The 26,171-nt window shown below is 62.6% G+C and carries 25 protein-coding genes; 7 read left to right on the plus strand and 18 right to left on the minus strand.

Annotated features, from left to right (window positions below):
• Nucleotides 1-734: 734 nt before the first annotated feature.
• Nucleotides 735-1,820, minus strand: a complete 1,086-nt coding sequence (hemE, locus tag ACP7BV_RS10095; RefSeq protein ID WP_426103679.1) for a uroporphyrinogen decarboxylase — start codon at nt 1,818-1,820, stop codon at nt 735-737.
• A gap of 144 nt (nt 1,821-1,964) precedes the next feature.
• Here hemE and ACP7BV_RS10100 point away from each other — a divergent pair, with 144 nt between their 5' ends.
• From ACP7BV_RS10100 to ACP7BV_RS10120, 5 genes are all read left to right on the plus strand, one after another.
• Nucleotides 1,965-3,935 carry a prolyl oligopeptidase family serine peptidase gene (locus tag ACP7BV_RS10100; RefSeq protein ID WP_426103680.1) on the plus strand — a complete coding sequence of 657 codons (1,971 nt, stop codon included), beginning with the start codon at nt 1,965-1,967 and terminating at the stop codon, nt 3,933-3,935.
• On the plus strand, nt 3,932-8,083 hold the full coding sequence (locus ACP7BV_RS10105; RefSeq protein ID WP_426103681.1) for a DEAD/DEAH box helicase: 4,152 nt from the start codon (nt 3,932-3,934) through the stop codon (nt 8,081-8,083). Before ACP7BV_RS10100 ends, ACP7BV_RS10105 begins: the two co-directional genes overlap by 4 nt.
• 132 nt (nt 8,084-8,215) lie before the next feature.
• Nucleotides 8,216-8,704 carry a hypothetical protein gene (locus ACP7BV_RS10110; protein WP_426103682.1) on the plus strand — a complete coding sequence of 163 codons (489 nt, stop codon included), beginning with the start codon at nt 8,216-8,218 and terminating at the stop codon, nt 8,702-8,704.
• Nucleotides 8,705-8,848: 144 nt separating this feature from the next.
• The gene (locus ACP7BV_RS10115) at nt 8,849-10,774 is read left to right on the plus strand and encodes a DUF885 domain-containing protein (RefSeq protein ID WP_426103683.1); all 1,926 of its coding nucleotides are present in this window, start codon (nt 8,849-8,851) and stop codon (nt 10,772-10,774) included.
• Complete coding sequence (locus tag ACP7BV_RS10120) at nt 10,771-11,538, plus strand: alpha/beta hydrolase (protein ID WP_426103684.1); 768 nt, start codon at nt 10,771-10,773, stop codon at nt 11,536-11,538. The genes ACP7BV_RS10115 and ACP7BV_RS10120 overlap by 4 nt, the downstream gene beginning before the upstream one ends.
• Here ACP7BV_RS10120 and ACP7BV_RS10125 read toward each other — a convergent pair.
• Nucleotides 11,525-12,061, minus strand: a complete 537-nt coding sequence (locus ACP7BV_RS10125; RefSeq protein WP_426103685.1) for a DinB family protein — start codon at nt 12,059-12,061, stop codon at nt 11,525-11,527. The genes ACP7BV_RS10120 and ACP7BV_RS10125 overlap by 14 nt on opposite strands.
• Before the next feature lie 216 nt (nt 12,062-12,277).
• On the opposite strand from ACP7BV_RS10125, the gene ACP7BV_RS10130 reads away from it, so the two are divergent.
• Together ACP7BV_RS10130 and ACP7BV_RS10135 are read left to right on the plus strand one after the other, a co-directional pair.
• Complete coding sequence (locus ACP7BV_RS10130; RefSeq protein WP_426103686.1) at nt 12,278-14,020, plus strand: extracellular catalytic domain type 1 short-chain-length polyhydroxyalkanoate depolymerase; 1,743 nt, start codon at nt 12,278-12,280, stop codon at nt 14,018-14,020.
• A 99-nt stretch (nt 14,021-14,119) separates the two neighbouring features.
• On the plus strand, nt 14,120-14,713 hold the full coding sequence (locus tag ACP7BV_RS10135; RefSeq protein ID WP_426103687.1) for a hemerythrin domain-containing protein: 594 nt from the start codon (nt 14,120-14,122) through the stop codon (nt 14,711-14,713).
• A 20-nt stretch (nt 14,714-14,733) separates the two neighbouring features.
• Here ACP7BV_RS10135 and ACP7BV_RS10140 read toward each other — a convergent pair whose 3' ends face one another.
• The 16 genes from ACP7BV_RS10140 to murA form a co-directional block, all read right to left on the minus strand.
• Entirely contained in the window at nt 14,734-15,096 is a 363-nt protein-coding gene (locus ACP7BV_RS10140; protein WP_426103688.1) for a bleomycin resistance protein, read from the minus strand.
• A gap of 10 nt (nt 15,097-15,106) precedes the next feature.
• The gene (tatC, locus tag ACP7BV_RS10145) at nt 15,107-15,862 is read right to left on the minus strand and encodes a twin-arginine translocase subunit TatC (protein WP_426103689.1); all 756 of its coding nucleotides are present in this window, start codon (nt 15,860-15,862) and stop codon (nt 15,107-15,109) included.
• Entirely contained in the window at nt 15,863-16,357 is a 495-nt protein-coding gene (tatB, locus tag ACP7BV_RS10150; RefSeq protein ID WP_426103690.1) for a Sec-independent protein translocase protein TatB, read from the minus strand.
• Between the two features lie 43 nt (nt 16,358-16,400).
• Complete coding sequence (gene tatA, locus ACP7BV_RS10155; RefSeq protein WP_426103764.1) at nt 16,401-16,628, minus strand: Sec-independent protein translocase subunit TatA; 228 nt, start codon at nt 16,626-16,628, stop codon at nt 16,401-16,403.
• Between the two features lie 166 nt (nt 16,629-16,794).
• The gene (locus ACP7BV_RS10160) at nt 16,795-17,166 is read right to left on the minus strand and encodes a histidine triad nucleotide-binding protein (RefSeq protein ID WP_426103691.1); all 372 of its coding nucleotides are present in this window, start codon (nt 17,164-17,166) and stop codon (nt 16,795-16,797) included.
• Between the two features lie 12 nt (nt 17,167-17,178).
• Nucleotides 17,179-17,550 (minus strand): phosphoribosyl-ATP diphosphatase, encoded by a 372-nt coding sequence (locus ACP7BV_RS10165; protein ID WP_426103692.1) that lies wholly within the window; start codon nt 17,548-17,550, stop codon nt 17,179-17,181.
• A gap of 2 nt (nt 17,551-17,552) precedes the next feature.
• Entirely contained in the window at nt 17,553-17,990 is a 438-nt protein-coding gene (gene hisI, locus ACP7BV_RS10170; RefSeq protein WP_426103693.1) for a phosphoribosyl-AMP cyclohydrolase, read from the minus strand.
• 41 nt (nt 17,991-18,031) lie between these two features.
• A complete protein-coding gene (hisF, locus tag ACP7BV_RS10175) occupies nt 18,032-18,793 on the minus strand; it encodes an imidazole glycerol phosphate synthase subunit HisF (RefSeq protein ID WP_426103694.1) in 762 nt (253 codons plus the stop codon).
• A gap of 16 nt (nt 18,794-18,809) precedes the next feature.
• The gene (hisA, locus tag ACP7BV_RS10180) at nt 18,810-19,586 is read right to left on the minus strand and encodes a 1-(5-phosphoribosyl)-5-[(5-phosphoribosylamino)methylideneamino]imidazole-4-carboxamide isomerase (RefSeq protein WP_426103695.1); all 777 of its coding nucleotides are present in this window, start codon (nt 19,584-19,586) and stop codon (nt 18,810-18,812) included.
• Between the two features lie 30 nt (nt 19,587-19,616).
• Nucleotides 19,617-20,252 (minus strand): imidazole glycerol phosphate synthase subunit HisH, encoded by a 636-nt coding sequence (gene hisH / locus ACP7BV_RS10185; protein WP_426103696.1) that lies wholly within the window; start codon nt 20,250-20,252, stop codon nt 19,617-19,619.
• Between the two features lie 26 nt (nt 20,253-20,278).
• Nucleotides 20,279-20,869, minus strand: coding sequence for an imidazoleglycerol-phosphate dehydratase HisB (gene hisB, locus ACP7BV_RS10190; RefSeq protein WP_426103697.1), 591 nt, complete (start codon nt 20,867-20,869; stop codon nt 20,279-20,281).
• Nucleotides 20,870-20,910: 41 nt separating this feature from the next.
• Nucleotides 20,911-22,011, minus strand: a complete 1,101-nt coding sequence (hisC, locus tag ACP7BV_RS10195) for a histidinol-phosphate transaminase (protein ID WP_426103698.1) — start codon at nt 22,009-22,011, stop codon at nt 20,911-20,913.
• Nucleotide 22,012: 1 nt separating this feature from the next.
• Nucleotides 22,013-22,870, minus strand: a complete 858-nt coding sequence (locus tag ACP7BV_RS10200) for a DNA-methyltransferase (RefSeq protein ID WP_426103699.1) — start codon at nt 22,868-22,870, stop codon at nt 22,013-22,015.
• Nucleotides 22,867-24,189, minus strand: a complete 1,323-nt coding sequence (hisD, locus tag ACP7BV_RS10205) for a histidinol dehydrogenase (RefSeq protein ID WP_426103700.1) — start codon at nt 24,187-24,189, stop codon at nt 22,867-22,869. The genes ACP7BV_RS10200 and hisD overlap by 4 nt, the downstream gene beginning before the upstream one ends.
• Nucleotides 24,190-24,212: 23 nt before the next feature.
• Nucleotides 24,213-24,890 (minus strand): ATP phosphoribosyltransferase, encoded by a 678-nt coding sequence (hisG, locus tag ACP7BV_RS10210; protein WP_426103701.1) that lies wholly within the window; start codon nt 24,888-24,890, stop codon nt 24,213-24,215.
• Between the two features lie 24 nt (nt 24,891-24,914).
• Complete coding sequence (gene murA / locus ACP7BV_RS10215) at nt 24,915-26,168, minus strand: UDP-N-acetylglucosamine 1-carboxyvinyltransferase (RefSeq protein WP_426103702.1); 1,254 nt, start codon at nt 26,166-26,168, stop codon at nt 24,915-24,917.
• Between the last annotated feature and the right edge of the window lie 3 nt (nt 26,169-26,171).

Below are 26,171 nucleotides of genomic sequence, written 5' to 3' on the forward strand. Positions count from 1 at the left end.
AAGATTAGTGGCGCAAGGGGCGCCGTCGGGTGCCATTTTGTTGCCTGGCGTTTAGGGCAGGCCAGGGTGTGGACAACTTTGTGGACAAACAAATTCTTTCGGATCAAAACGTTTGTCACAAAACAATACGGGTCGCGGAATACCGAAAACGCGAAAAAAATAATCGTTTAAAATCATGTACTTGAAAATTTCATGCCCGTGGGAAGTCAAAAATTGTTTGACTTGCTCGGCTGTGCATAAGTGCCGCTTCGCTTGTGCAGTTTGTAGTCGATTTAGCCTGCCCGATGACGGGTTTTCCAGCCCGCCAGTGCGCTCCAGGGATGCCGCCGAGATATTTGCGGCCAAGGCTGACAAAACAATGCTGCCGTGATATCAAAATATCATGCAATGCAGCATAAACTTAAAGTGAAACCTTCGCTAATCGCCTAACTCACGGTAAACGAAGCACTTTTCGATTTTATCCACAGAGGCTGTTGATAACTTTGTGGACAAGCTGGGAAAAACCTGCTTTTCCCTCTGTCAACCGGCACTATGGACATCGTCAAAACAGCTGAGCGAAAAATATTTACTCTATTAGAATCAATAACTTACAAAAGTTCAATTTTGTTTTTCAAAATTTTGGAAACCCGGCAAGCAGTTTCCAAAAATTGTGAATAAGTGTGATTTTGAAGCATCGCGCGCAAGGTGGAAAGCGGCCCTGAAGCCGCGTGAAGGATCACGCGGCTGTACCCAGACTACACGGATGCGCGCTGCTTGCGGCTGAAGCTATGCACAGCCTCGACCATGGCAGTGACGGACTCGGGCGGCGTGAATTGTGAAATCCCGTGACCCAGATTGAATACATGCCCGGAACCGGCGGCCGGCTTGCCGTAGGCGGTAAGCGTGCGCTCGACTTCGGCGCGGATCTGTTCCGGGCTGGCGAACAGGATCGCCGGGTCCAGGTTGCCCTGCAGCGCAACCTTGTGGCCGACCAGGGCGCGCGCGCGCGCCAGGTCCACGGTCCAGTCCAGGCCCACCGCGTCGGCACCGATGTCGGCGATCTGGTCCAGCCACTGCCCGCCGCCCTTGGTAAACACCACGGCCGGAATGCGCACGCCGTCCTTCTCGCGCTTGAGCTGGCCGAGCACCTGCTGCATGTACTGCAGCGAGAACGTCTGGTAGGCGCCGTCGGCCAGCGCGCCGCCCCAGGAGTCGAAGATCATGACGGCCTGGGCGCCAGCGTCGATCTGGGCGTTCAGGTAATGGGCAACGGCGCTGGCATTGGTGGCCAGGATGTGGTGCATCAGGTCCGGGCGGCTGTACAGCATCTTTTTGATGGTGTGGAACTCCTTGGAGCCGCCGCCTTCGACCATGTAGCAGGCCAGCGTCCACGGACTGCCCGAAAAACCGATCAGCGGCACGCGGCCATTCAACTCGGTGCGGATCTGGGTCACGGCATTGAATACGTAGTCGAGCGATCCCAGGTCGGGCGCGCGCAGGGCCATGACGTCAGCTTCGGTGCGCAGCGGACGCTCGAACTTGGGACCTTCGCCGTCGACGAAATACAGGCCCAGGCCCATCGCGTCGGGTACGGTCAGGATGTCCGAGAACAGGATGGCGGCGTCAAGCGGAAAACGCTCCAGCGGCTGCAGCGTGACTTCGGTGGCGTAGTCCGGATTTTTGGCCAGGCCCAGGAACGAGCCCGCGCGTTCGCGCGTGGCGCGGTATTCAGGCAGGTAGCGGCCAGCCTGGCGCATCAGCCACACGGGGGTGTAATCGGTACTCTCGCGCAGCAGGGCGCGCAGGAAGGTGTCGTTCTGAAGGGGGGCGAATTGTGGCATGGTCGACAATCGAGGGCTAAAATAGAGGCACTATTATCGCATCCCCGGCCGGGCCGGCGCGCATGGTGCGCACGCGGCCCGATTGCACGGGCGGGCGCTATTAACTATCATGCACTACCTCCCTCGTTCTGATCGGCGTTTCCCATGACAGCTATAAGCACTGAAACAGCTTCAAGCAGCGCAGCTTCAAGCAGCGCAGCTTCGTACGGCATCTGGCCTTCCCCGATCAGTGCATCCGTGGTCGCCGCCGGCGCCTCGCCCCTGTCCCAGCCGCAGGTCGATGGCGATGATATCTACTGGCTGGCCGGGCGCGCCAGCGAAGGTGGACGCAATACGCTGCTGCGCCAGCGCGCCGGCCACATCACCGAAATGACGCCGGCGCCCTTCAACGTGCGCACCCGCGTGCATGAATACGGGGGCGGGGCCTGCCTGGTGGCAGGCGGCACGGTATGGTTTTCCAACTTCGCCGACAACCGCATCTATGTCTTGCAAGGCGGCGCCGCCCCGGCAGCCCTCACCGGCGAGGGCGCGCAGCGGCATGCCGACTTTGTTCTCGACAGCTCCCGCCGGCGCCTGGTCTCGGTGCGCGAAGACCATGCGGCGGGCAGCGCGCAGCCTGTCAATACGATTTGCGCCATTGACGCTGACGGCACCGAAACGGTGCTGGTCTCGGGCAGCGACTTTTACGCCGCCCCGCGCGTTTCGCCGGACGGGCGCGCGCTGGCCTGGCTGTGCTGGGACCACCCGCGCATGCCGTGGCAGGGCACCGAACTGTGGCTGGCCGAACTGCGCGCCGACGGCACCCTGGGCGAAGCGCGCCTGGTCGCAGGCGGAGTCGACGAAGCCATCTGCCAGCCCGAATGGTCGCCCGCAAGCGTGCTGCACTTCGTCTCCGACCGCAGCGGCTGGTGGAACCTGTACCGGCTGAACGGCGACAAGGTCGATAAGCTGTGCCCGCGCGCGGCAGAATTTGGCGCGCCGCACTGGTCGTTCGGCGGGTCGATGTACGGCTTTCGCGCCGATGAGGAAATCGTCTGCACCTATATCGAGAATGGCGTGAGCCGTCTGGCCCAGCTGTCCACCGCCAGCGGCGAGATGCGCGCGATTCCCAACGATTACGAAGAAATCCGCGAACTGCGCGTGACCGAAGGCAGCGTGGTGCTGCTGGGCGGCGCCCCGACCGTCGCGCTGGAACTGGCGCGCATCGACCTGGCCACGGGTGCGCGCGCGGCGCTGGCGCATTCGATTGCCGAGCTGCCCGCCAAGGGCTACCTGTCGGTCCCCGAGAGCATCAGCTACCCCACCACGGGCAACCGCATCGCCCACGCTTTCCACTACCCGCCCGTCAACGCCGACATGGCGCCGAAAGCCGGCAGCAAGCCGCCGCTAATGGTGATCAGCCATGGCGGGCCGACCGGCATGGCCACCAATACGCTCAAGCTGGCCACCCAGTTCTGGACCAGCCGCGGTTTTGCGGTGCTGGACGTGAACTACGGCGGCAGCAGCGGCTTTGGGCGCGCCTACCGCGACGCCCTCAAGGGCCAGTGGGGCGTGATCGACGTTGACGACTGCGTGGCCGGCGCGCGCTACCTGGCCAAGATGGGCGCGGTCGACCCGGAACGGCTGTTGATCCGGGGCGGCAGCGCGGGCGGGCTGACCACGCTGTGCGCGCTGACCTTCCATGATGTGTTTAAGGCGGGCGCGAGCTACTACGGCGTGTCCGACCTGGCCGGCCTGGACGCCGACTCGCACAAGTTCGAGTCGCACTACAATGAATATCTGATCGCGCCCAAGAGCGAATCGGCCCCGCTGTACCTGGAACGCTCGCCGATCAACCACGCCGATAAACTCAAGCGCCCGATGATCTTTTTCCAGGGGCTGGACGACAAGGTGGTGCCGCCACCCCAGTCCGAAGTGATGGTCGAAGCGCTGCGCAAGAGCGGCGTGCCGGTCGCCTACATGACGCTCGAAGGTGAAGGTCACGGCTTCCGCAAGGCCGACAGCATCGTGCGCACGCTCGAAGCAGAGCTGTATTTTTACCTGCGCATCTTCGGCCTGACCGCGCCCGATGCGGTGGCGCCGGTGGCCATCGACAATTTACCTGGAACCGCATGACCGCAATCGATTTGGCAACCCAGTTCGAGTCCCTGAATTTTCATGAAAAGATGACCGTCGCGCTGCTCGCGATCGCGGGCGAGCCGATGGGACGCACCCGCATCAACGAGCACCTGGCGGCAGCCGACATTCGCGACGACGACGACCTGCTGGCGCACGACCTGGCCAAGCTGCAGACCATCGGCATGGTCGGGCAAACCGTCGGGCGCGGCTGGAACGTCACGCCGGACCTCAGCTGGCCGGCGCTCAAGGCGGCGCTGGACGCCGGTGCCTTCGACGATCTGGCGGCGGCCTACGTCAACCTGACGCCAATGCGCCGCAACTGGGAAGGCCACGCCATTTTGCGCAGCTACCGCCAGGGCATTGCGCTGTTGCGCATCGCGCTGATCGGCGGGGGTGGCCCGACCGACGCCAGTCCGCTGCTGGCGGCCTGCATGAACTGCCACGAGGCCGCTTACCTGCACCCGCTGGTGGACATTTGCGCGCGCCCGTTCGAGCCGCAGCTGTTTGCCCGCATCCACCCGCAGATGCGCGACGAAGTGCTCACGGTGCTGATCGAGAACGTGCAGCGCGAGCCGGCCAGCGCCCCGCTGCTGCGCACCTACGCCGAGAAGCACCTGGCGCAGGCTGCGTCGTCGATGGCGCTGCGCACCGTCATGACCGAGCACATGATCCTGTGCGGCCGGCTGGACGACGCCGCCACCTTGACGACCGCGCTGGACGACTCGCTGGCACTGTTCTACAGCAGCGTCATCAAGCTGCTGCGCGACGACTTGGGCGAAGCACTGGCAGGCTTCGAGCTGGCGCTCAAAACGCTGCGCCGCGAGACCGGCAAGCGCAAAATGTGCTTTCCCGGCATTGGCGGCCACCTGTACGTGCTGGCGCTGTTGCGTAGCACCGACCCCAAACACCACAAGGCGGCCGAGGCTTACCTGGACATTGCCACGCGCGCGGTGCAAAACCACGATACCGCCGTCTACCAGCAATTGTCGATGCTGCGCCAGATCCGCGGCGGCACCGTGGACGCGGCCGTGCTGCCGACGCGTAACTGGGAAACCGCCACGCAGCCATTCATGTTCCGCGCGCTGTTGCACTACTGGCTCGCGCAGCCGCAGCTGGGCGACAAGCGCAAGGCGCTCGAAGAGATGCTGGCGCTGTCCGAGCAAGCCGGCTTTGATTTGATCAGCGCACAGCTGGCGTCATTGCTGGGACGCCTGAACTATGTCAGCTTCGACCAGCGCGCCATCGCGCTGCGCCAACAGCACCGCTTCACCGACTTTTCCGGCTGGTTCGAGCGCGAGGAACCTTGGCAGCGCCAGCTCAATGCGCTGATCAACCTGCAGCCGGCCGTGAACGTGGAAACAGTGCGCGAAACGCGGCTGGTGTGGGGCATCCGGTTCGATCCGAATTACGGCGTGCAGGAACTGGAACCGCGCGAACAAAAGCGCGACGCGCAGGGCGGCTGGAGCCGCGGGCGCGCCGTTGGCCTCAAGCGCTTGTCGGACGAGGCGGCCGGCCTGGACTACCTGACGGCGCAAGACCTGAACGTGATCGCCACCATGAAGGCCTTCAAGTACTACAGCAGCAGCGGCGCGCGCTATGAGTTCGATGTTGAAAAATCGGTCGCGGCGCTGATCGGCCACCCTTTGCTGTTCTGGATCGATTCGCCCGGCACCCGGGTGGAGCTGCTGCCGGGCGAGCCGGAGCTATCGATCAAGGCCGACGCGATAAACGTCACCATTACCATGCGCCCGCCGGTGCTGGACGACACCGACGACGTGTGCGTGGCGCGCGAAACGCCAACCCGCCTGCGCGTGGTGCGCATCAGCGACGAGCATCGGCGCATCGGCGCCATCATCGGGACCGGCCTGGTGGTGCCGCTGCACGCTGAAAAGCAGGTACTCAAAGCGATCGGCGCGATTTCATCGATCGTCACGGTGCAGTCGGACATTGGCGGCAGCGCCGCCGACATCGCCCAGGTGGCGGCTGACAGCCGCCTGCACGTGCACCTGCTGCCCTACCAGCAGGGCTTGAAGATGCAGATCCTGGTGCGCCCGCTGCCGGATGCGGGCGCCTATTACGCACCCGGTTCGGGCCACGAAAGCGTGATCGCCGACGTCAACGGCGCGCGGGTGGAAGCGCGGCGCGACCTGAACGCGGAACGTGAGGCCGAGCGCCAGCTGATCGCCGCCTGCCACGCGCTGGAAGAAGCCGAGCCCGATCATGGCGAATGGCTGCTCGGCCAGCCGATCGCCTGCCTTGAACTACTGGCCGAACTGCAGGAACTGGACCCGGCCAAGGTGCTGATGGCGTGGCCCGAGGGCGAGTCCTTCCGCGTAACCAAAAAGGCGGACTCCAAGTCCGTGCGCCTGACCATCAAGCGCGACAAGGACTGGTTTGCCGCGAATGGCGAAGTGCAGATCGACGAGACTCGCGTGATGGACCTGCGCACGCTGTTAGAGTCGCTGCGCGAGGGCAAAGGGCGCTTCGTGGCGCTGGGCGACAACCAGTTTTTGGCATTGACGTCCGAACTGCACCGGCGCTTGATGGAGTTGTCTGCCTTTGGCACCGACCATGGCGACGGCGTGCGCGTGCACCCGCTGGCCAGCTTTGCGCTGGAAGAACTGGCCGGCAGCGCCGGCAGCGTCACGGCCGACAAGGCCTGGGGCGAGCATCTGGCGCGCATGGCAAGCAGCGCAGCCTTTACGCCGCAGCTGCCCAGCACCTTGCAGGCGGAGCTGCGCGACTACCAGGTTGACGGTTTTGAATGGCTGGCGCGCCTGGCCCACTGGGGCGTGGGCGCCTGCCTGGCCGACGACATGGGCCTTGGCAAAACGCTGCAGGCGCTGGCGCTGCTGCTCTCGCGCGCCTCGCAGGGCCCGGCGCTGGTGGTCGCGCCCACGTCGGTGTGCATGAACTGGATCAGCGAGACGGCGCGCTTTGCGCCTACGCTGAACATCAAGCTGTTTGGCCCGGGCGACCGGGCCGCCATGCTGCTTGACGCCGGCCCGTTCGACCTGGTTGTGGCCAGCTACGGGCTGCTGCAACTGGAGGCGCCGCTGTTTGCCAAACCGCGCTGGAGCAGCATCGTGCTCGACGAAGCGCAGGCAATCAAGAACACGGCGACCAAGCGTTCGCAGGCAGTGATGGCGTTGCAGGGCGACTTTCGCATGGTGGCCACCGGCACGCCGCTGGAAAACCACTTGGGCGAACTGTGGAATCTGTTCCGCTTTATAAATCCCGGCCTGCTGGGCACCAGCGACCAGTTCAACCTGCGCTTTGCGGGGCCGATTGAAAAAGCCCAGGACAAGCGCGCCGAGGCGGGAGCGCGGATACGCCTGCGGCGCCTGATCCAGCCGTTCATTTTGCGCCGCACCAAGGCGCAGGTGCTGTCCGAACTGCCGCCGCGCACCGAGATCTTGCTGCCGGTCGAACTGACGCAGGAAGAAACGGCGCTCTACGAATCGCTGCGCCGCGATGCGCTCGACAAGCTGGCCGCGCTGGAGGCGCCGGAGAGCCAGAAGTCGATCCAGATCCTGGCCGAGATGATGCGCTTGCGGCGCGCCTGCTGCAATCCGAACCTGGTGGCGCCGGAGCTCAAGCTACAAAGCAGCAAGCTGACCGTGTTCGCGCGGCTGCTTGACGACCTGCTTGAGAACAAGCACAAGGTGCTGGTGTTCAGCCAGTTTGTCGACCACCTGACTTTGATTCGCGAGCACCTTGATGCGCGTGGGATCGGGTACCAGTACCTGGATGGCTCGACGCCGATGCAGGAGCGCAAAAAACGGGTGGATGCGTTCCAGGGCGGGACCGGCGACGTGTTTCTGATCAGCCTCAAGGCAGGCGGCGTGGGCATCAACCTGACGGCGGCCGATTATGTGATTCATATGGATCCGTGGTGGAATCCGGCGGTTGAGGACCAGGCCTCGGACCGCGCGCACCGCATGGGGCAGCTGCGGCCGGTGACCATTTACCGGCTGGTGGCGCGGCATACCATTGAAGAAGGCATCGTCGACCTGCACAAGCACAAGCGCGACCTGGCGGACAGCTTGCTGGAGGGGAGCGACATGTCGGCGCGGATGTCGCCGGGGGATATGCTCAGGATGCTGCAGGAGGGGTTTGATACGACGGCGCTGCCGCTGGTGTGAACGTGCTGCAGAGCGTAGGCCTGACGCTTATCCGACCTACCGTGTACGCCGTCCCGACGGCATCCCGCAACCGCCCCCACGCCCGCAACCCCGGTTACAATCTCGAACACCTAACCACCCAAGGCAGATCCGATGGACGAAGATAACGCATCAAGCAGCGGCCCCAACGCCCACGTCGTCGGCGTCAAGTCCTGGATCGCCTACCTCGGCGTGTTTGCCCTGGCCGCCGTGCTGTTCGGTGCAATCCTTCCGCTGACCTTTACCTATGCGAACGAGATCGCCGCCGCCATCGTGATGGCTGTTTCGGTCGGCATTGTGGGCTACCGCATCCTGGAGCTGCGCAGCGTGCAGCTGTATTACGACGACGTGGGCGTGTGGGTATTTTCCGGCGTGCTGCCCTGGAAAAAAGGCCTGGCCGGCGTCAAGTGGCGCGACATGGATGAAGCCACTTTCGAACAGGGTTTCTGGAGCTGGATCTCGCGCTCGTATACGATCCGCATCGGCCACCGGTTTACCAAGGCAAGTGAAATCCGCCTGACTAACATCGCAGGAGGCAAGGATGCCGTGGGCACGCTGAACGCCAAACAGCAGGCCATGATCAGGGCCGGCGACGGCGACTGACGCAATCGGCGCATTGCACAACGCGCCGCCATGCTGGTCCCTGTTACAAATGCGCTCAAACAGCCTGATTGATGCTACTCTGGCGCGCGCTACAACGCTGCGGCATCAGTATTTTTTGCCCATCTTTTAAGAGGCTTTCACACAATGATCAAAACCAAAATCGCCCTTGCTGTCCTGTTGACGACATTCGCGCTGGCGCCTGCGGGCGCCGCCAAGTCCAAGAAGGCAGGCAAGGCTACCATCAGCAAATCGGTCAAGCCGGGCAAGGCCGGCAAGGCGGTCAAAGCGCCCAGGGCCAAGCCGGGCAAGGGCAAAAGCCACGCAGCCGCTGCCCCGGTGCGCGAACGCGCGCAGAGCGTACCCGTCGCCGCGCCATACGAAGCGCCGGCCAGTTCGGAAGGCTCGGTCGACAAACGCTTCAATACCGTCAGCATGCAGTTCCTGACAGCGCTGTGGCGCATGGACCCGGAAAGCGCAATCTATGTCGGCAAGTACGACAGCGCCGCCAGCGTCACCATCCCAAGCCCTGAGACGCGGGCAAAGCAGCTTGCCTTCATCGACGAGTGGCTGCAAAAGTTTGCCAAGATTGATACGGCAAAGCTGTCCGACAAGCGCCGCACGGACCATGCGCTGGTGATCAACAAGCTTAATTCAGACCGCTGGTACCTGACCACGTTGCGCGAATTCGAATGGAATCCGGCGTCCCACAATATTGCCGCGCCGCTCGACCTGATTCTCGGTTCCGAATACGCGGCCAAGCCGCAGCGCTTGCGCACGCTGTCCAAGCGCCTTGAGGCGGCGCCGGCGTTTTACCGCGCGGCCCAGGCCAGCATCGTCAACCCGACCCACGAACACACCGAGCTCGCCATCGAGCAGGCGCCCGGCACCCTGGTGGTGCTGGCCGACCTGGGCAAGGCGGCGCAAGAGTCGATTCTCACGTCCGCCGAGAAAGCGCAGTTCGCGCAGCGCATCGCCGCTGCCGGCAGCGCGGTGCTGGGCTATGTCGACTTCTTGAGCGCGCTCGACAAAAAACAGCAGGCCGCGAATAACGCGCGCTCCTTCCGCATCGGAAAGGCGCTGTACGAACAAAAATTTGGCCATGATATCCAGGCCGGCGTGAGCGCCGAGCAAATGTACCAGAAGGCGCTTGCCGCGCGCGAGCAGCTGCTGCAGCGCATGGATACCCTGGCCGACGAATTGTGGACCAAGGTCATGGGCGCTACGGCCAAGCCGGCCGAGCGCACCAAAAAAATCGGCATGGTGATCGAGCGCCTGTCGGGCAACCACGTGGCGCCGAAAGACTTTGTCGCTGAAGTCAAGCGCCAGATTCCGGAACTGTCGGACTGGGTCGTGAAGAACAACCTGCTCACGCTGGACGCCAGCAAGCCGCTGGTGGTGCGCGAGACGCCGATGTACCAGCGCGGCGTGGCCATGGCCAGCATCGACGCGCCGGGACCGTACCGGCCGCAGGACCGCACCTATTACAACGTCTCGCCGCTGGACGGCATGACGCCGGCGCAGGCGGACAGCCAGCTGCGCGAGTACAACCAGTGGATCCTGCCGATCCTGAACATCCACGAAGCCATTCCCGGCCACTACGCGCAGCTGGTGTATGCGAACAAGTCGCCGTCGCTGATCAAGTCCTTGTTCGGCAACGGCGCCATGGTCGAGGGCTGGGCGGTGTACGGCGAGCGCATGATGCTCGAGTCGGGCTACGGCGGCAACACGCCCGAGATGTGGCTGATGTACTCCAAGTGGAACCTGCGCACCGTGTCCAACACCATCCTCGACTACAGCGTGCACGTGCTGGGCATGACCGAAGCGCAGGCCATGGACCTGCTCGAGCGCCAGGCCTTCCAGTCGCACACCGAAGCGGTCGGCAAATGGCGCCGGGTGCAACTGAGTTCGGTGCAGCTGACCAGCTACTTCAGCGGCTACAGCGAGATCATGGACCTGCGCGAGCAGCGCAAGCAGGCACTCGGAGCGCGCTTCGATCTGAAGCAGTTCCATGAGCAGTTCCTCGGCTACGGCAGCGCGCCGGTCAAGATGATCAAGGAACTGATGCAATGATGCGCACCGCGGCCGGGATCCTGATCACCGCCGCAGTGCTGTATGCGTTCGCCTGCCTGGTGCTGTTCCTCAGCCAGCGTTCGCTGATTTTCTTTCCCCAGCCGCGCCGCGCCGGCAGCGAGGCCGGGATCATGAAACTGCGGGTGGACGATGGTGAGCTCAATGTCACCACGCGCGCGCTCACGGTCCCGGACGCGGTGCTCTACTTTGGCGGCAATGCGGAGGACGTGTCGGGCAGCTTGCCGGACCTGGCTGCCGCGTTTTCGCAGCAGGCGCTGTACCTGATGCACTATCGCGGCTACGGCGGCAGCGCGGGCAAGCCAAGCCAGGCAGCGCTGTTTGCCGACGCGCTGGCGTTGTTCGATCAGGTTCAGGCGCGGCATGCCCAGGTCACCGTGATCGGTCGCAGCCTTGGCTCCGGCGTGGCGCTGTACCTGGCCAGCGCGCGGCCGGTGGCGCGCCTGGTGCTGGTCACGCCCTACGACAGCATGGTGGAATTGGCCGCCGGGCAGTTCCCGCTCATGCCGGTGCGCTATCTGATGACCGACAAGTTCGAATCCTGGCGCTACGCGCCGCTGGTGAAGGTGCCCACCACGCTGGTGACGGCCGAAAACGACGCCGTCATCCCGCGCGCGAGCACCGACTTGCTGCTCACGCGCTTCCAGCCGGGCATCGCGCGCCAGGTCGTCATTGCAGGGACCGGCCACAATACCGTGTCGGACAGCCCGCTATACGCGCTGGCGCTGGACGCTAGTACTCGTTAGGAATCCAGGCCAGCAAGTCCGTCATGCCCAGATCGATGCCCGCCTGCGAGAGCAAGGTGCTGGCCTGGCCGCGGTGATGGGTCTGGTGATTGAAAAAGTGCAGCACCAGGCTTGAAAAGCGCTTTTGCGCCGGCACGCCTTTGGTGTTTTTATACTGCAGCACATGCTGCAGGTCGGCGTCGGCCAGCCCGGCCACCCATTGCCTGATGATCGCGTCGAGCTTGCCGCGCTGCACGGACAAGGTCGCCAGGTCGCGACTGTAGATGGCCGTCAAGCCGGCCGGCGCCGCCATTGCCAGCACTGGCTGCAGCGCCGCAAAGCGGGCCGGGTGGCCGGCAAAACGCTGCAGCCAGATGGTGTCGCCGGCCACAATATGGTTCATGGTGCCGCTCAGCGAGCCGAAAAAAGCCCCCCTGTCCTCATTCAATTGCTCGGCTGACAGCTGCCCCGCAGCCTGGTAGAGCTTGGTGTTCATCGCCTCGTTGTATTCGGCTAACAAGCCAAATAGTGCGCGTTCTGACATCTGATTTCCTTCCGGTGAGAGAGAAGTCTTGCCCGTTCCCGTGCAATTTCGCACACAGGGCGTGCCGATACCCCCCGTCAATCTTAGCATCCAGAAATTATTAACTGCGTAGAATAAATTCGATCGGTTGACGCTGCGGGCACCAATGCGCGCCGCGACGGTCGTACCACAAGAGCGAAAAGCCACCTCACAATCAGAAAATAATGGAGACTATCAATGGTAAATACAACACACGCCGTTCTGCGGCGGGCCGCTGCATCGCTGCTTATCCTGTTGCCCCTGCTTCCCCAGTCCGCCCAGGCGCAAGTGGCAGCGGGCCCCGGTACGTGGAGCGCCAACCAGACCTGGGCGGCGGACAGCATCAACGGCGGCAACCTGACCGGCTACTTCTACTGGCCCGCAAGCGCACCTACCCTGGGCGGCAAGCGTGCACTGGTACTGGTACTGCATGGCTGCGCGCAAACGGCGGCCGGCGATATTATTGACTCGACAGCGGACAAAGGGTTCAACTGGAAGGCGGCGGCGGACCAGTACGGCGCCGTGGTGCTGGCACCAAATGCGACCGGCAATGTGTACGGCAGCCACTGCTGGGATTACACCAGCACCAACCACAATCGCACATCGGGGCACGACGCCGTCCTGCTCAATCTGATCAACCGTTTCGTCACCAATCCCCAATACGCGATCGATCCCAAGCAAGTCTACGTCACCGGCCTGTCGTCGGGCGGTGGCCAGACGATGGCGCTGGCCTGCATGGCGCCGGACATTTTTGCCGGCGCCGGCATCAACGCCGGGCCGCCGCCGGGCACCACCACCGGCCAGATCGGCTTCGTGCCATCCGGCTACACGGCAGCGACGGCAACCACCAATTGCAGGAACCTGGCGGGCGCCAACGCAACGAATTTTTCAACGCAAATAGCCAGCGTGGTCTGGGGCACGGGCGACTACACCGTGGCCCAGGCCTACGGCCCTATGGATGCGGCGGCCATGCGCGGCGTGTACGGGGGCGCTTTCACCAAGGCAGCGGCGGTGACGGTGCCGACCGGCGGCAGCAATATCGCCTATACCGACAGCAACGGCAAATTGCGCACGTCTGAAATCACCGTGACCGGCATGGCACACGCGTGGCCCGCCGGCCCTGGCGGACAGAACGCCAACTATGTGGATGCAACCAAAGTCAGCTATCCCGGCTTCGTGATGGATTTCTGGTTCAAGAACAACTTGCGCGTGAGCGCCGTCGCGGCGCCTGTGATGACGGCATGTAATGCCGCGGTCTCGGGCAATGCCGCCACGGTGACCGGGTCGGCCAGCGGCACCATCGGCAGCTATCGCGTGGTGCTGAACGGTACGACCGGCGTGCATGACCCGGCTGCCGGCAGCGGCGCCAGCTTCAGTATCGGCTACGCGCTTGCCAACGGCTACTACAGCGGCAGCGTGACGGCAACCGACAGCGTCACCGGACAGACCTCGGCGCCATGTGCCATCGGCCAGTTCCTGGTCGGTCCCGTGCCGGCGGTTCAGCCACCTGCCGGTTTGGCCGTCACTGGCAACAGCGCCAGCTCGATCGCCCTGGCGTGGAGTGCCGCCAGCGGCGCCACTGGCTACAACGTCTACCGCAATGGCGCCAAAGTCACACCGGCCCCGCTGACGGGCACCACGTTCAACAACACGGGCCTGGCGGCCAGCACCAGCTACAACTTCCAGGCGTCGTCGGTCAACGGCAGCGGCACGGAAAGCGCATTGTCGGGCGTGGTGACGGGAACGACGACGTCGGGCTTTGTCTGCACGGCGACGAGCGCGACCAACTATGCGCATGTGCAGGCCGGGCGCGCGCATGACAGCGGCGGCTATGCACTGGCGAACGGCTCGAACCAGAACATGGGGCTGGACAATACGTTCTACACCAAGACGCTGGCGCAGACGTCCGCCGGGTTCTACATCATCGGAAATTGTCCCTAGCATGAAGGACTAGGCTGACGAGCGCCTGCGACGAACGCTTACTGACGTCGCAGGCTGCACTGGCTATGATGACTGTTGACCCTACAAGGAGAAACAGCTATGTTTTCTTTGAGTAAACTCAGTCCGTCGATTACCGACATGATCCGCTTCGACCATTCGCATGTGCTGGTCACGTTTCACCAATACACCGGCACGGCAAAAACCAGCGTCAAGAAGGCACTTGCAAAGACTATCTGCGATGCACTGGAGATACATGCCACGCTGGAGGAAGAAATTTTTTATCCCGTCATGCGCCGCCTTGACGACAGCCCCGTGTTGCAAAAAAGCGAGCCGGAGCATATGGAGATGCGCCGCTTTATCGACGAATTGCGTCAGACCAAGGCGAGTGACGCCCGCCATGACAAGCTGATGCATGAATTGATGCGCGACGTGATGCACCACGTCGCCGATGAGGAAACGGTGCTGCTGCCGCAGGCGGAGCGCTTGCTGGGAAAGGACCGGCTGAGCGAACTGGGCGCGCAGATGACGAGCCGCCGCATTGAGCTGCTCAAGCCCAAGGCGGGCAAGATCGCCAGGAACACGGCGGTGGGTTTTTCAGGCAGTACGACGGCGATTGTGGTTGGCTTGGCCGGCGCCTTAATGGCGGCGCGTTTTGTCTCCAGGCATACGCCTGAGCTTAGCAGCCGGCACTGAGGGGCGCGTGCGCTTGTTGCTTACGCTGGTGCCGTGATCGGCGCGGAAAACGTCAGCAGGTTGCCATCCACATCGAGAATTGAAAATTCCCGCAATCCCCATGGCTTGTCGCTGAGGGGATCGTCGGGATGAATAATGTCGAGCAGCTGGAATTCGGCGTACAGCTTGTCGATGCCGTCCACGTTGACGCGGCAACCCGTCAATTTGGGGATCGCAGGATCGGTCGTCAGCCAGAAATGGATGTCGACGCTGTCGCGCGTGACCATGGCGGCCGTGGGATAGACGGCGGTGCGGGTAAAGCCGATCTGCTCGAAGAACGTCACGCTGCGCTCGATGTCGAGCGACGCCAGTTTGGGAATGGCGGTTTTCAACCACGCATGCATAAACGGCTCCTCAGCTTGGATCTTCAGGGGCTTGGGTCGCTTTTACGAAAACGGGCGCCAGCAGCAGGCCCAGTTCATACAGCAGGCACATCGGGATAGCGAGCGCCAGCTGGCTGACGATATCGGGCGGCGTCACGATCGCGGCGATCACGAACGATCCCACGATAGCGTAACGGCGCACTTCCTTGAGCTTGGCCACGGTGACAATACCCATGCGCACCAGAATCACCACCACCACCGGCACTTCGAAAGTGGCGCCAAAGGCCAGGCACATGGACATGACGAAATCGAGATAATTTTCGATGTCCGGCATCATGTGAATGGAGTCGGGCGAGAATGACGAAATAAATTTGAAAACGCGTCCGAACACGAAAAAGTAGCAGAAAGCGACGCCGCCGATGAACAGCAGCGAGGACGACAGCACCAGCGGCAGCACCAGGCGCTTTTCATGCTGGTACAGCCCGGGCGCGACGAAGGCCCACATCTGATAAAACACCCACGGCAGCGAGATGATAAACGCGAGCACCAGCGTGACCTTCATCGGCACCAGGAAAGGCGAAATGACGCCGGTGGCAATCATCATCGACTTGGGGCCGAGCGAGGCGACCATTGGACTGGCGATGAAGTCATAAATTTCGCGCGCGCCGGGCCAGGCAAACAGAGCGGCGCACACGACAGCAACGCCGATCAGCGCCTTGACGATACGGTTGCGCAGTTCAATCAGGTGCGATACGAAAGTCTCTTCGACGGGGGCGTGGTCTGTCATTTAAAAGAACGAAGAGGTGGAGGAAGCGCGCGGACGGAACTTCTTGACGCGGGCCGCGCCGGACATAATGTGCGACTTGCCACCGTGACGCTGTTTGTACCAGCCAGGAACGGCCGAGTTGCGCACCAGTTTCTTGCGCCGGAAGTCGCGCGCCTTGCGCTCGAGGTCCGACATGCTCGCGGTCGCCACGGTCGGGGCCGTGGACGAGGGCAGGTCGCGCCAGGCGGACTCGACGTCGTCAATACTTTCCTTGATCGACGATTCGACATCGGAGCGGATGGTGTTGGCCGACTCCTCGAATTCTTTTTTGAGGTTACGCAGCTCGTCGAGTTCGATCTCGCGGCTGACTTCGGATTTAACTTCGTGCAGGTAGCGTTGCATGCGGCCATACAAACTGCCGGCCATGCGCGCTACTTTCGGCAGCTTTTCAGGGCCGATGACAACCAGCGCGACAACGCCGATGATGGCGAGTTTCGAGAGTCCAAGATCGATCATGCGTGTTCAAGTCAGCGAGGCGCGTGGCGGACACGCGCGCTCATCAAAACTTGTTTTTCTCTTTCGCTTCAACGTCGATCGTCGTCTTGTCCGCAACTTGCGACGGAGGGACAACGACGGTTGGCTTTTCCTCTTCGCCCTTGACGCCATCCTTGAAGCCTTTGACAGCCTTGCCGATGTCGCCACCCATATTGCCCAGCTTTTTGGTGCCGAACACCAGTACCACGACCAGCAGCACGATTACCCAGTGCCAAATACTCAATCCACCCATCATTTTCTCCTTGCCAGGCGAACACGCCTGAAATCGTCAAGCCTAAGCGGGTATTTTACGCGATGCATGCCCTGCGTGCCCTAACGCCCACCCGCGCGAACAAATATTGTTCCGTGAAAATAATATCCGCGATCTCCACCGGGGTCTGAAGTGCGCTGTGAAGGGATTAGCGCTGGCCTTTCCACGGGTGGGCGCCGCCAATCAGGTGCACGTGCAGATGGTACACCTCTTGCCCGCCGTCAGGACCACTGTTGATCAATGTCTTGTAGCCACCGCCCGGCGTGCCGTCGGCGTCGAAGGTGACGGCGCAGCCGTGCTCGGCGGCCAGCCTGGGCGCCAGCGACAGCATCTTGCCCAACAGTGGGGTATGGGTGCCGTTGCAGTCGGACAGGGTGGCTATGTGCTGCTTGGGAATGATGAGCAGGTGCACCGGCGCCGCAGGGTGAATATCCTTGAATGCCAGCAACTCGTCATCTTCAAAGACGATGGTCGAGGGAATCTGTTTTGAGGCGATTTTGCAAAAGAGGCAGTTGTCCACGAATGCTCCGGATTAGTGTTTGTCAGTCTCGAGGGCGTCGCGCAATTCGTCCTTGCGGGCAGCTTTTTCTTCGATGCCGGACACGCCTTCGCGCCGCGCCAGTTCATCCAATACTTGCTGGGGCGTCAGGTTGAAGTTGGCCAGCATCACCAGCGAGTGGAACCACAGGTCGGCGCATTCGTAGAGCACCTTGCTGGTGTCACCGTCCACCCGCGCATCCTTGGCGGCCATGACCAGCTCGGTCGCTTCTTCGCCAATCTTTTTCAGGATGGCGTCGTCGCCCTTGGCAAACAGGCGCGACACGTACGATGCGGCCGGGTCGCCGCCGTTTTCAATTTTGCGCGACTCGATGACCGCGGCCAGCCGGGAAAGTGTAATGCTCATGGTTATTTCTTCGGTGTGGTGTAAATGGTCGCGGGGTCTTGCAGCACCGGGTCGGTCACTTGCCAGTCGCCGCTCTTGGCGTCGCCATCGAATTTTTGATAGAAGCACGAGTGGCGCCCCGTGTGGCAAGCAATGCCGCCCTTTTGCTCGATTTTCAGCAGCACCACGTCTTCGTCGCAATCGAGCCTAATTTCCAGCACTTTTTGCGTGTGGCCCGACTCTTCACCCTTGTGCCAGAGTTTCTTGCGCGAACGGCTCCAGTACACCGCTTCACCCAACTCGACTGTTTTTGACAAGGCGTCGCGGTTCATCCAGGCAAACATCAGCACGTCGTTCGATCCTGCTTCCTGCGCGATCACCGGCACCAGGCCGTTCTCATCCCACTTGACCTTCTTGAGCCACTTCGCATTCGCGGCACTTGCAATCGTTCCATTAGGCATAATTGCTCCTCGCATCGCCCTCGCGCACGCGGGGGGCCATATTAATCTAGCCTCATGGGAATACCTTGCGCGGCCATGAAGCGCTTCGCTTCCTGGACCGTATGCTTCCCGAAGTGGAAAATGCTCGCCGCCAGCACCGCATCGGCACGGCCAATCTTGATGCCGTCGGCCAAATCCTGCAGGCCGCCCACGCCGCCCGAGGCGATCACGGGAATCCCCACCGCGTTCGACACGCCGCTCGTCAAACCAAGGTCGAAGCCGATCTTGGTGCCGTCGCGGTCCATGCTGGTGAGCAGGATTTCGCCGGCGCCCAGGCTTTCCATCTTCATGGCCCAGGCGATCGCGTCCAGCCCCGTGGCTTTGCGCCCGCCGTGGGTGAAGACTTCCCACTTGCCGGGCGCTACCTGCTTGGCATCAATGGCCACGACGATGCATTGCGAGCCATGCTTTTGGGAGGCGTCAAACACCAGTTCGGGATTGGTCACCGCCGACGTATTCATGCTGACCTTGTCGGCGCCGGCATTTAACAGCCGGCGCACGTCTTCCACCTTGCGCACGCCGCCGCCGACGGTCAGCGGGATGAACACTTTCGAGGCCACCGCTTCAATGATGTGCAAAATCAGGTCGCGGTTGTCGGAGGTGGCCGTGATGTCGAGGAAGGTGATTTCGTCGGCGCCCTGCTCGTCGTAGCCGCGCGCGATTTCCACCGGGTCGCCCGCATCGCGCAACTCGGTGAAATTGACGCCCTTGACGACGCGGCCATCGGTCACGTCCAGGCACGGAATGATTCGTTTTGCAAGCATAAGATTTTCTTAGCCTTTAGGCCAAATCGCCTTCACTCAGTTCGTCGGCGCGCGCTTGCGCTTGGGCCAGGTTGATGGTGCCTTCGTAGATCGAACGCCCGCAGATCACCCCTTCGATGCCTTCTTCCTGCACCGCGCACAGCGCTTCGACGTCGCCGATATTGTGCAGCCCGCCCGAGGCGATGATGGGAATGCGCACGGCCTGCGCCAGCTTGACGGTCGCCTCGATATTAATGCCGCCCATCATGCCGTCGCGGCCGATGTCGGTATAGATGATCGATTCCACGCCATAGGCTTCAAACTTCTTGGCCAGATCGATCACTTCGTGGCCGGACATCTTGCTCCAGCCATCGGTGGCAACCTTGCCGTCCTTGGCGTCCAGACCGACAATGATGCTGCCCGGGAAGGCGCCGCAGGCGTCGTGCAAGAACCCGGGATTTTTCACCGCCGCCGTGCCCACGATGATGTAGGTGATGCCGTCGTCCAGATAGCGCTCGATGGTGTCGAGGTCGCGGATGCCGCCGCCCAACTGCACGGGAATTTCATCGATGTCGTTCTCGAGCGCGAACGCCTGCACCACTTGCAAGATGGATTTGACGGCCGGCTCGTTCTTCGGCTTGCCGGCAAAGGCGCCGTTCAGGTCCACCAGATGCAGGCGGCGCGCGCCTTGCTTGAGCCAGTGCAGCGCCATCTCGGCAGGGTCTTCGGAAAAGACGGTGGCAAGTTCCATGTCGCCCTGTTTGAGGCGCACGCAGTGACCGTCTTTGAGGTCGATGGCAGGAATAAGCAGCATGATCGTTTGTCTTAAAGGTTAGGTTGGAAATCAAGGATTCCAGTGAACGAAGTTCTTGTACATCTGTAGTCCCGCCGCGGCGCTTTTCTCCGGGTGAAACTGGGTCGCAAAAATATTGTCGCGCGCCACGGCGCAGCAAAACGGCTGCCCGTAGTCGGTTTCGCCGGCAACCAGTGCTGCATCGGCCGGCTGCACATAGTAGCTGTGCACAAAATAGAAATACGCGTCGTCGGCAACGCCTTCCCACATCGGGTGTGACCGCACTTGCTTGACGCGGTTCCAGCCCATCTGCGGAACCTTGAAGCGCGAACCATCGGCCTGCAGCTTGCCGTCCAGCTGAAAACGCACGACCTTGCCAGGCATCAGGCCCAGGCCCGGCTCATCGCCTTCGTCGCTGATGTCAAACAGCATTTGCTCGCCCACACACACGCCCATCAAGGGCCGGGTGGCGGCGGCGCGCCGCAGCGCCGGTTCCAGGCCCGCCGCGCGCAGCGTGGCCATGCAGTCGCGCATGGCGCCCTGGCCCGGCAGCACCACGCGGTCGGCGCTGTCGATATCGGCCGGGTTGCTCGATACAATCACATTCGCTTCCGGTGCGACGGCGCGCAGCGCTTGCGCCACCGAGCGCAAATTGCCCATGCCGTCGACCACAACAATTTTATTCATAGATTTTCAATCCGGCGCGACGACGCTCAGAGGCTGCCCTTGGTGGAAGGAATCGTGCCGGCCGAGCGTGCATCGAGTTCGGCCGCCATGCGCAGCGCGCGCCCAAAGGCCTTGAACACGGTTTCGCACTGGTGGTGGGCATTCTCGCCGCGCAAGTTGTCGATGTGCAGGGACACCAGCGCGTGGTTGACGAAGCCCTGGAAAAACTCATGCGCCAGGTCGACGTCGAAGGCGCCGATCATCGAGCGCTTCCAGGGCACGTGCATTTCAAGGCCGGGACGGCCGGAAAAGTCGATCACCACGCGCGAGAGCGCTTCGTCCAGCGGCACATAGGCGTGGCCATAGCGGCGGATGCCTTTCTTGTCGCCGATCGCCTTGGCGACCGCCATGCCGAGCGTGATGCCGGTGTCTTCGACGGTATGGTGGGCGTCGATGTGCAGGTCGCCCACGCATTCGATGTCCAGGTCGATCAGGCCGTGGCGCGCGATCTGGTCGAGCATATGGTCAAGAAAGGGCACGCCCGTATTGAGCTTTTGAATGCCGGTGCCGTCAAGGTTGATGGCGACGCGGATTTGCGTCTCGTTGGTGTTGCGCGTAATTTCTGCGGTGCGGGTCATGGACGTTTGCTCGATTGTTGGTAAGCTGAAGATTGGTAAGCTTAAGATTGGGGCATCAGCGATGCCTTGAAGGCATCCAGGAAGGCGGCATTTTCTTCGGGCGTACTCACGGTCACACGGATGCAGTTGGCAAGCGTCTCGTGCATTTTACTCACATTTTTGACAAGGACCTTGTCCGCATTGAGTTGCGTGATCGTCGCCCCCGCGTCGGGCACGCGCACCAGGAGAAAATTGGCCGAGGACGGGTACACCGTCACGCCGGGAAGTGCACTCAGCTCGGCGGCCAGCGCGCCGCGCGCCGCCACGATCAGGGCGGCCTGCTCGTTGAGCAGGTCGATATGGTCGAGCGCAAACTCCGCCGCCAGCTGGGTCAGCACATTGATGTTGTAGGGCGGGCGCACTTTTTCAAACTGCGCCAGCAGCGCGGGCGCCGCCGACATGTAGCCGAGCCGGATGCCGGCCAGGCCCAGCTTGGACACGGTGCGCATGACAATCATGTTCTCGAACTCGGGCAGGCGCGCCATGAAGCTCGAGCGCGCAAACGGCGCGTACGCTTCGTCGAGGATGGCAATGCCCCGCTCGCCCAGCTCTTGGATGATCTCGACGATGTCGTTTTCATCGAACAGGTTGCCGGTCGGGTTGTTCGGGTAGGCGAGAAACACGGCGGCCGGGCGGTGCTCCCGGATGGCGGCCAGCATGGCGTCCTTGTCAAGCGTGAAGTCTTCGCGCAAGGGGACGCCGACAAATTCGCAACCGGCCAGCATGGCGGTGCGCGCGAACATCACGAACGCCGGCACCGGCGCCATGATCACGGGCCGGCGCTGGCCGCCGGTAATCGCGGTGGCGATCATGGAAATCAATTCGTCCGACCCATTGCCCAAGATCACGTCGTACCCGTGCGGCACGCCCATGCGGGCGCACAGCTTGTGCTTGAGGCTTGCATAGCTTGGCACCGGATAGCGGTTCAGCACCGCGTCGGCCAGGCGCCGGCCCAGTTCGGCACGCATGTGCAGCGGCAGCGCGTACGGGTTTTCCATCGCGTCGAGCTTGATGAAGCCGGTGGAATCGGGCACGTGGTACGACTCGTCGTTGCGCACGACGTCGCGGATGGTATTGGCAATCAGTTTGTCGAGAAAAGGCATGTCAGCTCTCCATCAGCGGCAGTTCGAGGTTCAGGTTTTCCGGGTCCGGCTTGGAGGCTGGTTTGCGGGCTGGCTTGGTTTTCGCCGGCTTGGGCGCCTGGTCTTGCGGCGCGGCCAGGCGGTTGCGGATCACCTCGCAGTAATCGGGGTTCAGTTCAAAGCCGACAAAATCGCGCCCGCAGTTCTTGGCCGCCATCGCCGTGGTGCCGCTGCCCAGGAACAGGTCGAGCACCACGCCGCCCTGCGGACACGATGCCTTGACCATGCGCTCGATGATTTCCAGCGGCTTTTGGGTCGGATGGTCTTCGCGCTCGGGATGCTCCTTGTGCAGACGCGAGACGCTCCACAAATCCTTCGGGTTGTAGCCCTGCTCGAGCCACTTGGCGCCGACGAAAATGGAGCGCGAGCGCGCCTTTTTTGTCTCGGCGTCGTATGGAATGCGCACCGCGTCCAGGTCGAAATAATAGTCCTTGCGCTTGACGAAAAAGCCGATCGTGTCGTGCACCGACGTAAAGCTGCGCACGCTGCCGCCCATCGAGGGTACGCGCCGGTCCCAGATGATCTCGTTCATCATCGTCATGCGCTGCTTGAGCATCACGAAAATCTCGGGCGAAAAGCGCCACGTCAAAAAGATATACAGGCTGCCGTTCGGTTTGAGCTTGGGCAGCGCCTTGGTGATCCAGTCCTCGGTCCAGGCCAGGTAGGCGGCCACGCTTTGCTGGTCCGAGTCGTTGCCGTAGTCCTTGCCCAGGTTGTAGGGCGGATCGGTCAGGATCAGATCGATGGCGCCGTCGGGAATGCGCGCCAGGCCTTCCAGCGCATCCTCGCAAAACACCTGGTTGATCCAGGGCGCGCTCATGGCAGGCGCGTCAGACGCAGTTCGGCGCTGAGGGCGTGCGCCTGCAAGCCTTCGCCGTAGGCCAGTTCGGCGGCAACTTTGCCCAAGGTTTGCGCCCCCGCTTCGCTGACAAAAATGATCGATGAACGCTTCTGGAAGTCGTACACGCCCAGCGGCGACGAAAAGCGCGCCGTGCGCGACGTGGGCAGCACGTGGTTCGGGCCGCAGCAATAGTCGCCCAGCGATTCGGACGAAAAACGGCCCAGGAATATGGCGCCCGCGTGGCGGATCTGGTCGGCCCACTGCTGCGGATTGTCGGCCGAAATTTCCAGGTGTTCGGCGGCGATCGCGTTGGCGATCTCGCACGCTTCAGTCATGTCGCGCACCTTGATCAGCGCGCCGCGGTCGGTCAGGGAGGTGCGGATGGTGTCACTGCGCGGCATGCTCGGCAGCAGCTTGTGGATGCTCGCTTCGACCCTGGCAATGTAGGCTTCGTCGGGGCACAGCATGATCGCCTGCGCCAGCTCATCGTGCTCGGCCTGCGAAAACAGGTCCATGGCCACCCAGTCCGGGTCGGTGGTGCCGTCGCACAGCACCAGGATTTCGGACGGACCGGCAATCATGTCGATGCCCACGGTGCCAAACACGCGCCGCTTGGCCGCGGCCACATAGGCGTTGCCGGGGCCGACGATCTTGTCGACCGGGGCGATGCTGGCCGTGCCGTAGGCGAGAGCGGCCACCGCTTGCGCGCCGCCGATGGTGATCACGCGCGTCACGCCCGCAATAGCGGCCGCGGCGAGCACCATCTGGTTCTTGATGCCGTCGGGCGTAGGCACCACCATGATGATTTCCTGCACGCCCGCCACGTGCGCGGGAATGGCGTTCATCAGCACCGACGACGGGTAGGCCGCCTTGCCGCCCGGGACGTAAATGCCGACCCGGTCGAGCGGGGTGATTTTCTGGCCCAGCACGGTGCCGTCAGGCTCGGTATAGGTAAAACCGCCGAGCTCCTGCTTCTGGCGCTCGTGGAACACGCGGATACGTTCGGCCGCCGTCTGCAGGGCGGCGCGCTGGGCCAGCGGCAGCGACGCGAGCGCGGCGTCGAGTTCAGCCTGGCCAACGTCGAAGTGGGCCATGCTTTGGGCGCCGCCAGGGATGCGGTCGAAGCGGTTGGTGTACTCGAGGACAGCGGCGTCGCCGCGGGTTTTCACATCATGCAAAATGGCCGCTACGGCTTGTTCGAGCGCTTCATCGGCGTGCGCTTCAAAAGCGAGCAGCGTCGCCAAGCGTTGTTTGAAGTCCGGCTGGGCCGAATCGAGTTTGCGGATCTGTAGCGACATAAGCTTGACTTGAGTTCTTCAGTTTAGTTTTTCAACTTCGCGGCGCGTTCGAACGCCTCGAGGATGGGTTGCAAACGCTCGCGCTTGAGCTTGAGCGCGGCCTGGTTGACGACCAGGCGCGACGAGATGTCCATGATTTCTTCGACTTCCACCAAATTGTTGGCGCGCAGCGTGCTGCCGGTCGAGACCACGTCGACGATGGCGTCCGACAGGCCGACAATGGGCGCGAGCTCCATCGAGCCATACAGCTTGATCAGGTCCACGTGCACGCCCTTGGAGGCAAAATGCTGGCGCGCCGTTTCGACGAACTTGGTGGCCACGCGCAAGCGCGCGCCGGTGCGCACGGCCTTTTCGTAGTCAAAGCCCGCGTTCACCGCGACCGACATGCGGCACTTGGCGATATTTAAGTCAATCGGCTGGTACAGGCCTTCGCCGCCGTGTTCGAGCAGCACGTCCTTGCCGGCCACGCCAAAGTCGGCCGCGCCGTGCTGCACGTAGGTGGGCACGTCGGAGGCGCGCACGATGATCACGCGCACGTTCGGGTCGTTGGTCGCCAAAATCAGTTTGCGCGACGTTTCCGGATTTTCCAGCACGGTGATGCCGGCCGAGGCCAGCAGCGGCAGCGTGTCCTCGAAAATGCGGCCCTTCGACAGCGCAAGAATGAGCTGCGAACTGGCCGGGATGGTGCTAAATGGGTTCATCGCTCTCGCTTTACGTAATATCGGTTATTTGACGCGCACGATATCGGCGCCCACCGCCGACAGCTTCACTTCCATGCGGTCGTAGCCGCGGTCGAGGTGATAGATGCGGTCGATGATGGTTTCGCCACGGGCGGCCATGGCGGCGATCACCAGCGAGGCCGAGGCGCGCAGGTCGGTCGCCATGACGGGCGCGCCGATCAGGTGGTCGACGCCCTTGATGAAGGCGGTGTTGCCTTCGGTCGAGATCGACGCGCCCAGGCGCACCATTTCCTGCACGTGCATGAAGCGGTTTTCGAAAATGGTCTCGGTCACGCGGCTGGTGCCGGCGGCGATCACGTTGACGGCCATGAACTGCGCCTGCATGTCGGTTGGGAAGCCCGGGTATTCAGTGGTGCGAAACGACACCGGCTTGGGACGGCCGCTCATTTGCGCGCGGATCCAGTCCGGGCCGGACGTCATTACCACGCCAATGTCGCGCAGCTTGTCGAGCGCCACGTCAAAAATGTCGGTGCGAGTGTTTTTGAGCAGGATGTCGCCGCCGGTGGCCGCCACGGCGCACAAAAACGTGCCCGCTTCAATCCGGTCCGAGATCACGGCGTGGCTGGCGCCATGCAGTTCGGGCACGCCCTGGATCACCAGGCGGTCGGTGCCGATGCCTTCGATTTTGGCGCCCATTTTCACCAGCAGGTTGGCCAGGTCCGTCACTTCCGGCTCGCGCGCGGCGTTTTCCAGAATCGTCTCGCCTTCGGCCAGGGTGGCGGCCATCAGCAGGTTCTCGGTGCCGGTCACGGTGATCATGTCGGTGTGGATGCGCGCGCCCTTGAGCTTTTTGCACTTAGCGTAGATGTAGCCGCCTTCGATGGTGATCTCGGCGCCCAGCGCCTGCAAGCCCTTGATGTGCTGGTCCACGGGGCGCGAGCCGATCGCGCAGCCGCCCGGCAGCGACACCTTCGCTTCGCCAAAGCGCGCCAGCAGGGGGCCGAGCACCAGGATCGAGGCGCGCATGGTTTTCACCAGTTCGTAGGGCGCTTCGAGCGTGTCGATGGCGCTGCCGTTCAAGGTCACCTGTTCGTCGGCGACCTGGTCCACCTTCAGGCCGGTCTTGGCCAGCAGTTTCAACATGGTCTTGACGTCGTGCAGGCGCGGCACGTTGGTCAGCACCAGGTCGCCGGCCGTCAACAGGCCCGCGCACAGGATAGGCAGCGCCGCGTTCTTCGCGCCCGAAATGCTGATTTCCCCATCAAGGCGCTTGCCGCCGACGATCTTGAGCTGGTCCATGTC

The organism is Massilia sp. TSP1-1-2 (assembly GCF_049896185.1).
Classification (GTDB): Bacteria; Pseudomonadota; Gammaproteobacteria; order Burkholderiales; family Burkholderiaceae_D; genus Telluria_A.

What these genes read in the sequence shown, in the direction of transcription:
- hemE (WP_426103679.1), bottom strand. Translation starts at nt 1,820, where the DNA reads ATGCCACAATTCGCCCCCCTTCAGAACGACACCTTCCTGCGCGCCCTG.
- ACP7BV_RS10100 (WP_426103680.1), top strand. Translation starts at nt 1,965, where the DNA reads ATGACAGCTATAAGCACTGAAACAGCTTCAAGCAGCGCAGCTTCAAGC.
- ACP7BV_RS10105 (WP_426103681.1), top strand. Translation starts at nt 3,932, where the DNA reads ATGACCGCAATCGATTTGGCAACCCAGTTCGAGTCCCTGAATTTTCAT.
- ACP7BV_RS10110 (WP_426103682.1), top strand. Translation starts at nt 8,216, where the DNA reads ATGGACGAAGATAACGCATCAAGCAGCGGCCCCAACGCCCACGTCGTC.
- ACP7BV_RS10115 (WP_426103683.1), top strand. Translation starts at nt 8,849, where the DNA reads ATGATCAAAACCAAAATCGCCCTTGCTGTCCTGTTGACGACATTCGCG.
- ACP7BV_RS10120 (WP_426103684.1), top strand. Translation starts at nt 10,771, where the DNA reads ATGATGCGCACCGCGGCCGGGATCCTGATCACCGCCGCAGTGCTGTAT.
- ACP7BV_RS10125 (WP_426103685.1), bottom strand. Translation starts at nt 12,061, where the DNA reads ATGTCAGAACGCGCACTATTTGGCTTGTTAGCCGAATACAACGAGGCG.
- ACP7BV_RS10130 (WP_426103686.1), top strand. Translation starts at nt 12,278, where the DNA reads ATGGTAAATACAACACACGCCGTTCTGCGGCGGGCCGCTGCATCGCTG.
- ACP7BV_RS10135 (WP_426103687.1), top strand. Translation starts at nt 14,120, where the DNA reads ATGTTTTCTTTGAGTAAACTCAGTCCGTCGATTACCGACATGATCCGC.
- ACP7BV_RS10140 (WP_426103688.1), bottom strand. Translation starts at nt 15,096, where the DNA reads ATGCATGCGTGGTTGAAAACCGCCATTCCCAAACTGGCGTCGCTCGAC.
- tatC (WP_426103689.1), bottom strand. Translation starts at nt 15,862, where the DNA reads ATGACAGACCACGCCCCCGTCGAAGAGACTTTCGTATCGCACCTGATT.
- tatB (WP_426103690.1), bottom strand. Translation starts at nt 16,357, where the DNA reads ATGATCGATCTTGGACTCTCGAAACTCGCCATCATCGGCGTTGTCGCG.
- tatA (WP_426103764.1), bottom strand. Translation starts at nt 16,628, where the DNA reads ATGGGTGGATTGAGTATTTGGCACTGGGTAATCGTGCTGCTGGTCGTG.
- ACP7BV_RS10165 (WP_426103692.1), bottom strand. Translation starts at nt 17,550, where the DNA reads ATGAGCATTACACTTTCCCGGCTGGCCGCGGTCATCGAGTCGCGCAAA.
- hisI (WP_426103693.1), bottom strand. Translation starts at nt 17,990, where the DNA reads ATGCCTAATGGAACGATTGCAAGTGCCGCGAATGCGAAGTGGCTCAAG.
- hisF (WP_426103694.1), bottom strand. Translation starts at nt 18,793, where the DNA reads ATGCTTGCAAAACGAATCATTCCGTGCCTGGACGTGACCGATGGCCGC.
- hisA (WP_426103695.1), bottom strand. Translation starts at nt 19,586, where the DNA reads ATGCTGCTTATTCCTGCCATCGACCTCAAAGACGGTCACTGCGTGCGC.
- hisH (WP_426103696.1), bottom strand. Translation starts at nt 20,252, where the DNA reads ATGAATAAAATTGTTGTGGTCGACGGCATGGGCAATTTGCGCTCGGTG.
- hisB (WP_426103697.1), bottom strand. Translation starts at nt 20,869, where the DNA reads ATGACCCGCACCGCAGAAATTACGCGCAACACCAACGAGACGCAAATC.
- hisC (WP_426103698.1), bottom strand. Translation starts at nt 22,011, where the DNA reads ATGCCTTTTCTCGACAAACTGATTGCCAATACCATCCGCGACGTCGTG.
- ACP7BV_RS10200 (WP_426103699.1), bottom strand. Translation starts at nt 22,870, where the DNA reads ATGAGCGCGCCCTGGATCAACCAGGTGTTTTGCGAGGATGCGCTGGAA.
- hisD (WP_426103700.1), bottom strand. Translation starts at nt 24,189, where the DNA reads ATGTCGCTACAGATCCGCAAACTCGATTCGGCCCAGCCGGACTTCAAA.
- hisG (WP_426103701.1), bottom strand. Translation starts at nt 24,890, where the DNA reads ATGAACCCATTTAGCACCATCCCGGCCAGTTCGCAGCTCATTCTTGCG.
- murA (WP_426103702.1), bottom strand. Translation starts at nt 26,168, where the DNA reads ATGGACCAGCTCAAGATCGTCGGCGGCAAGCGCCTTGATGGGGAAATC.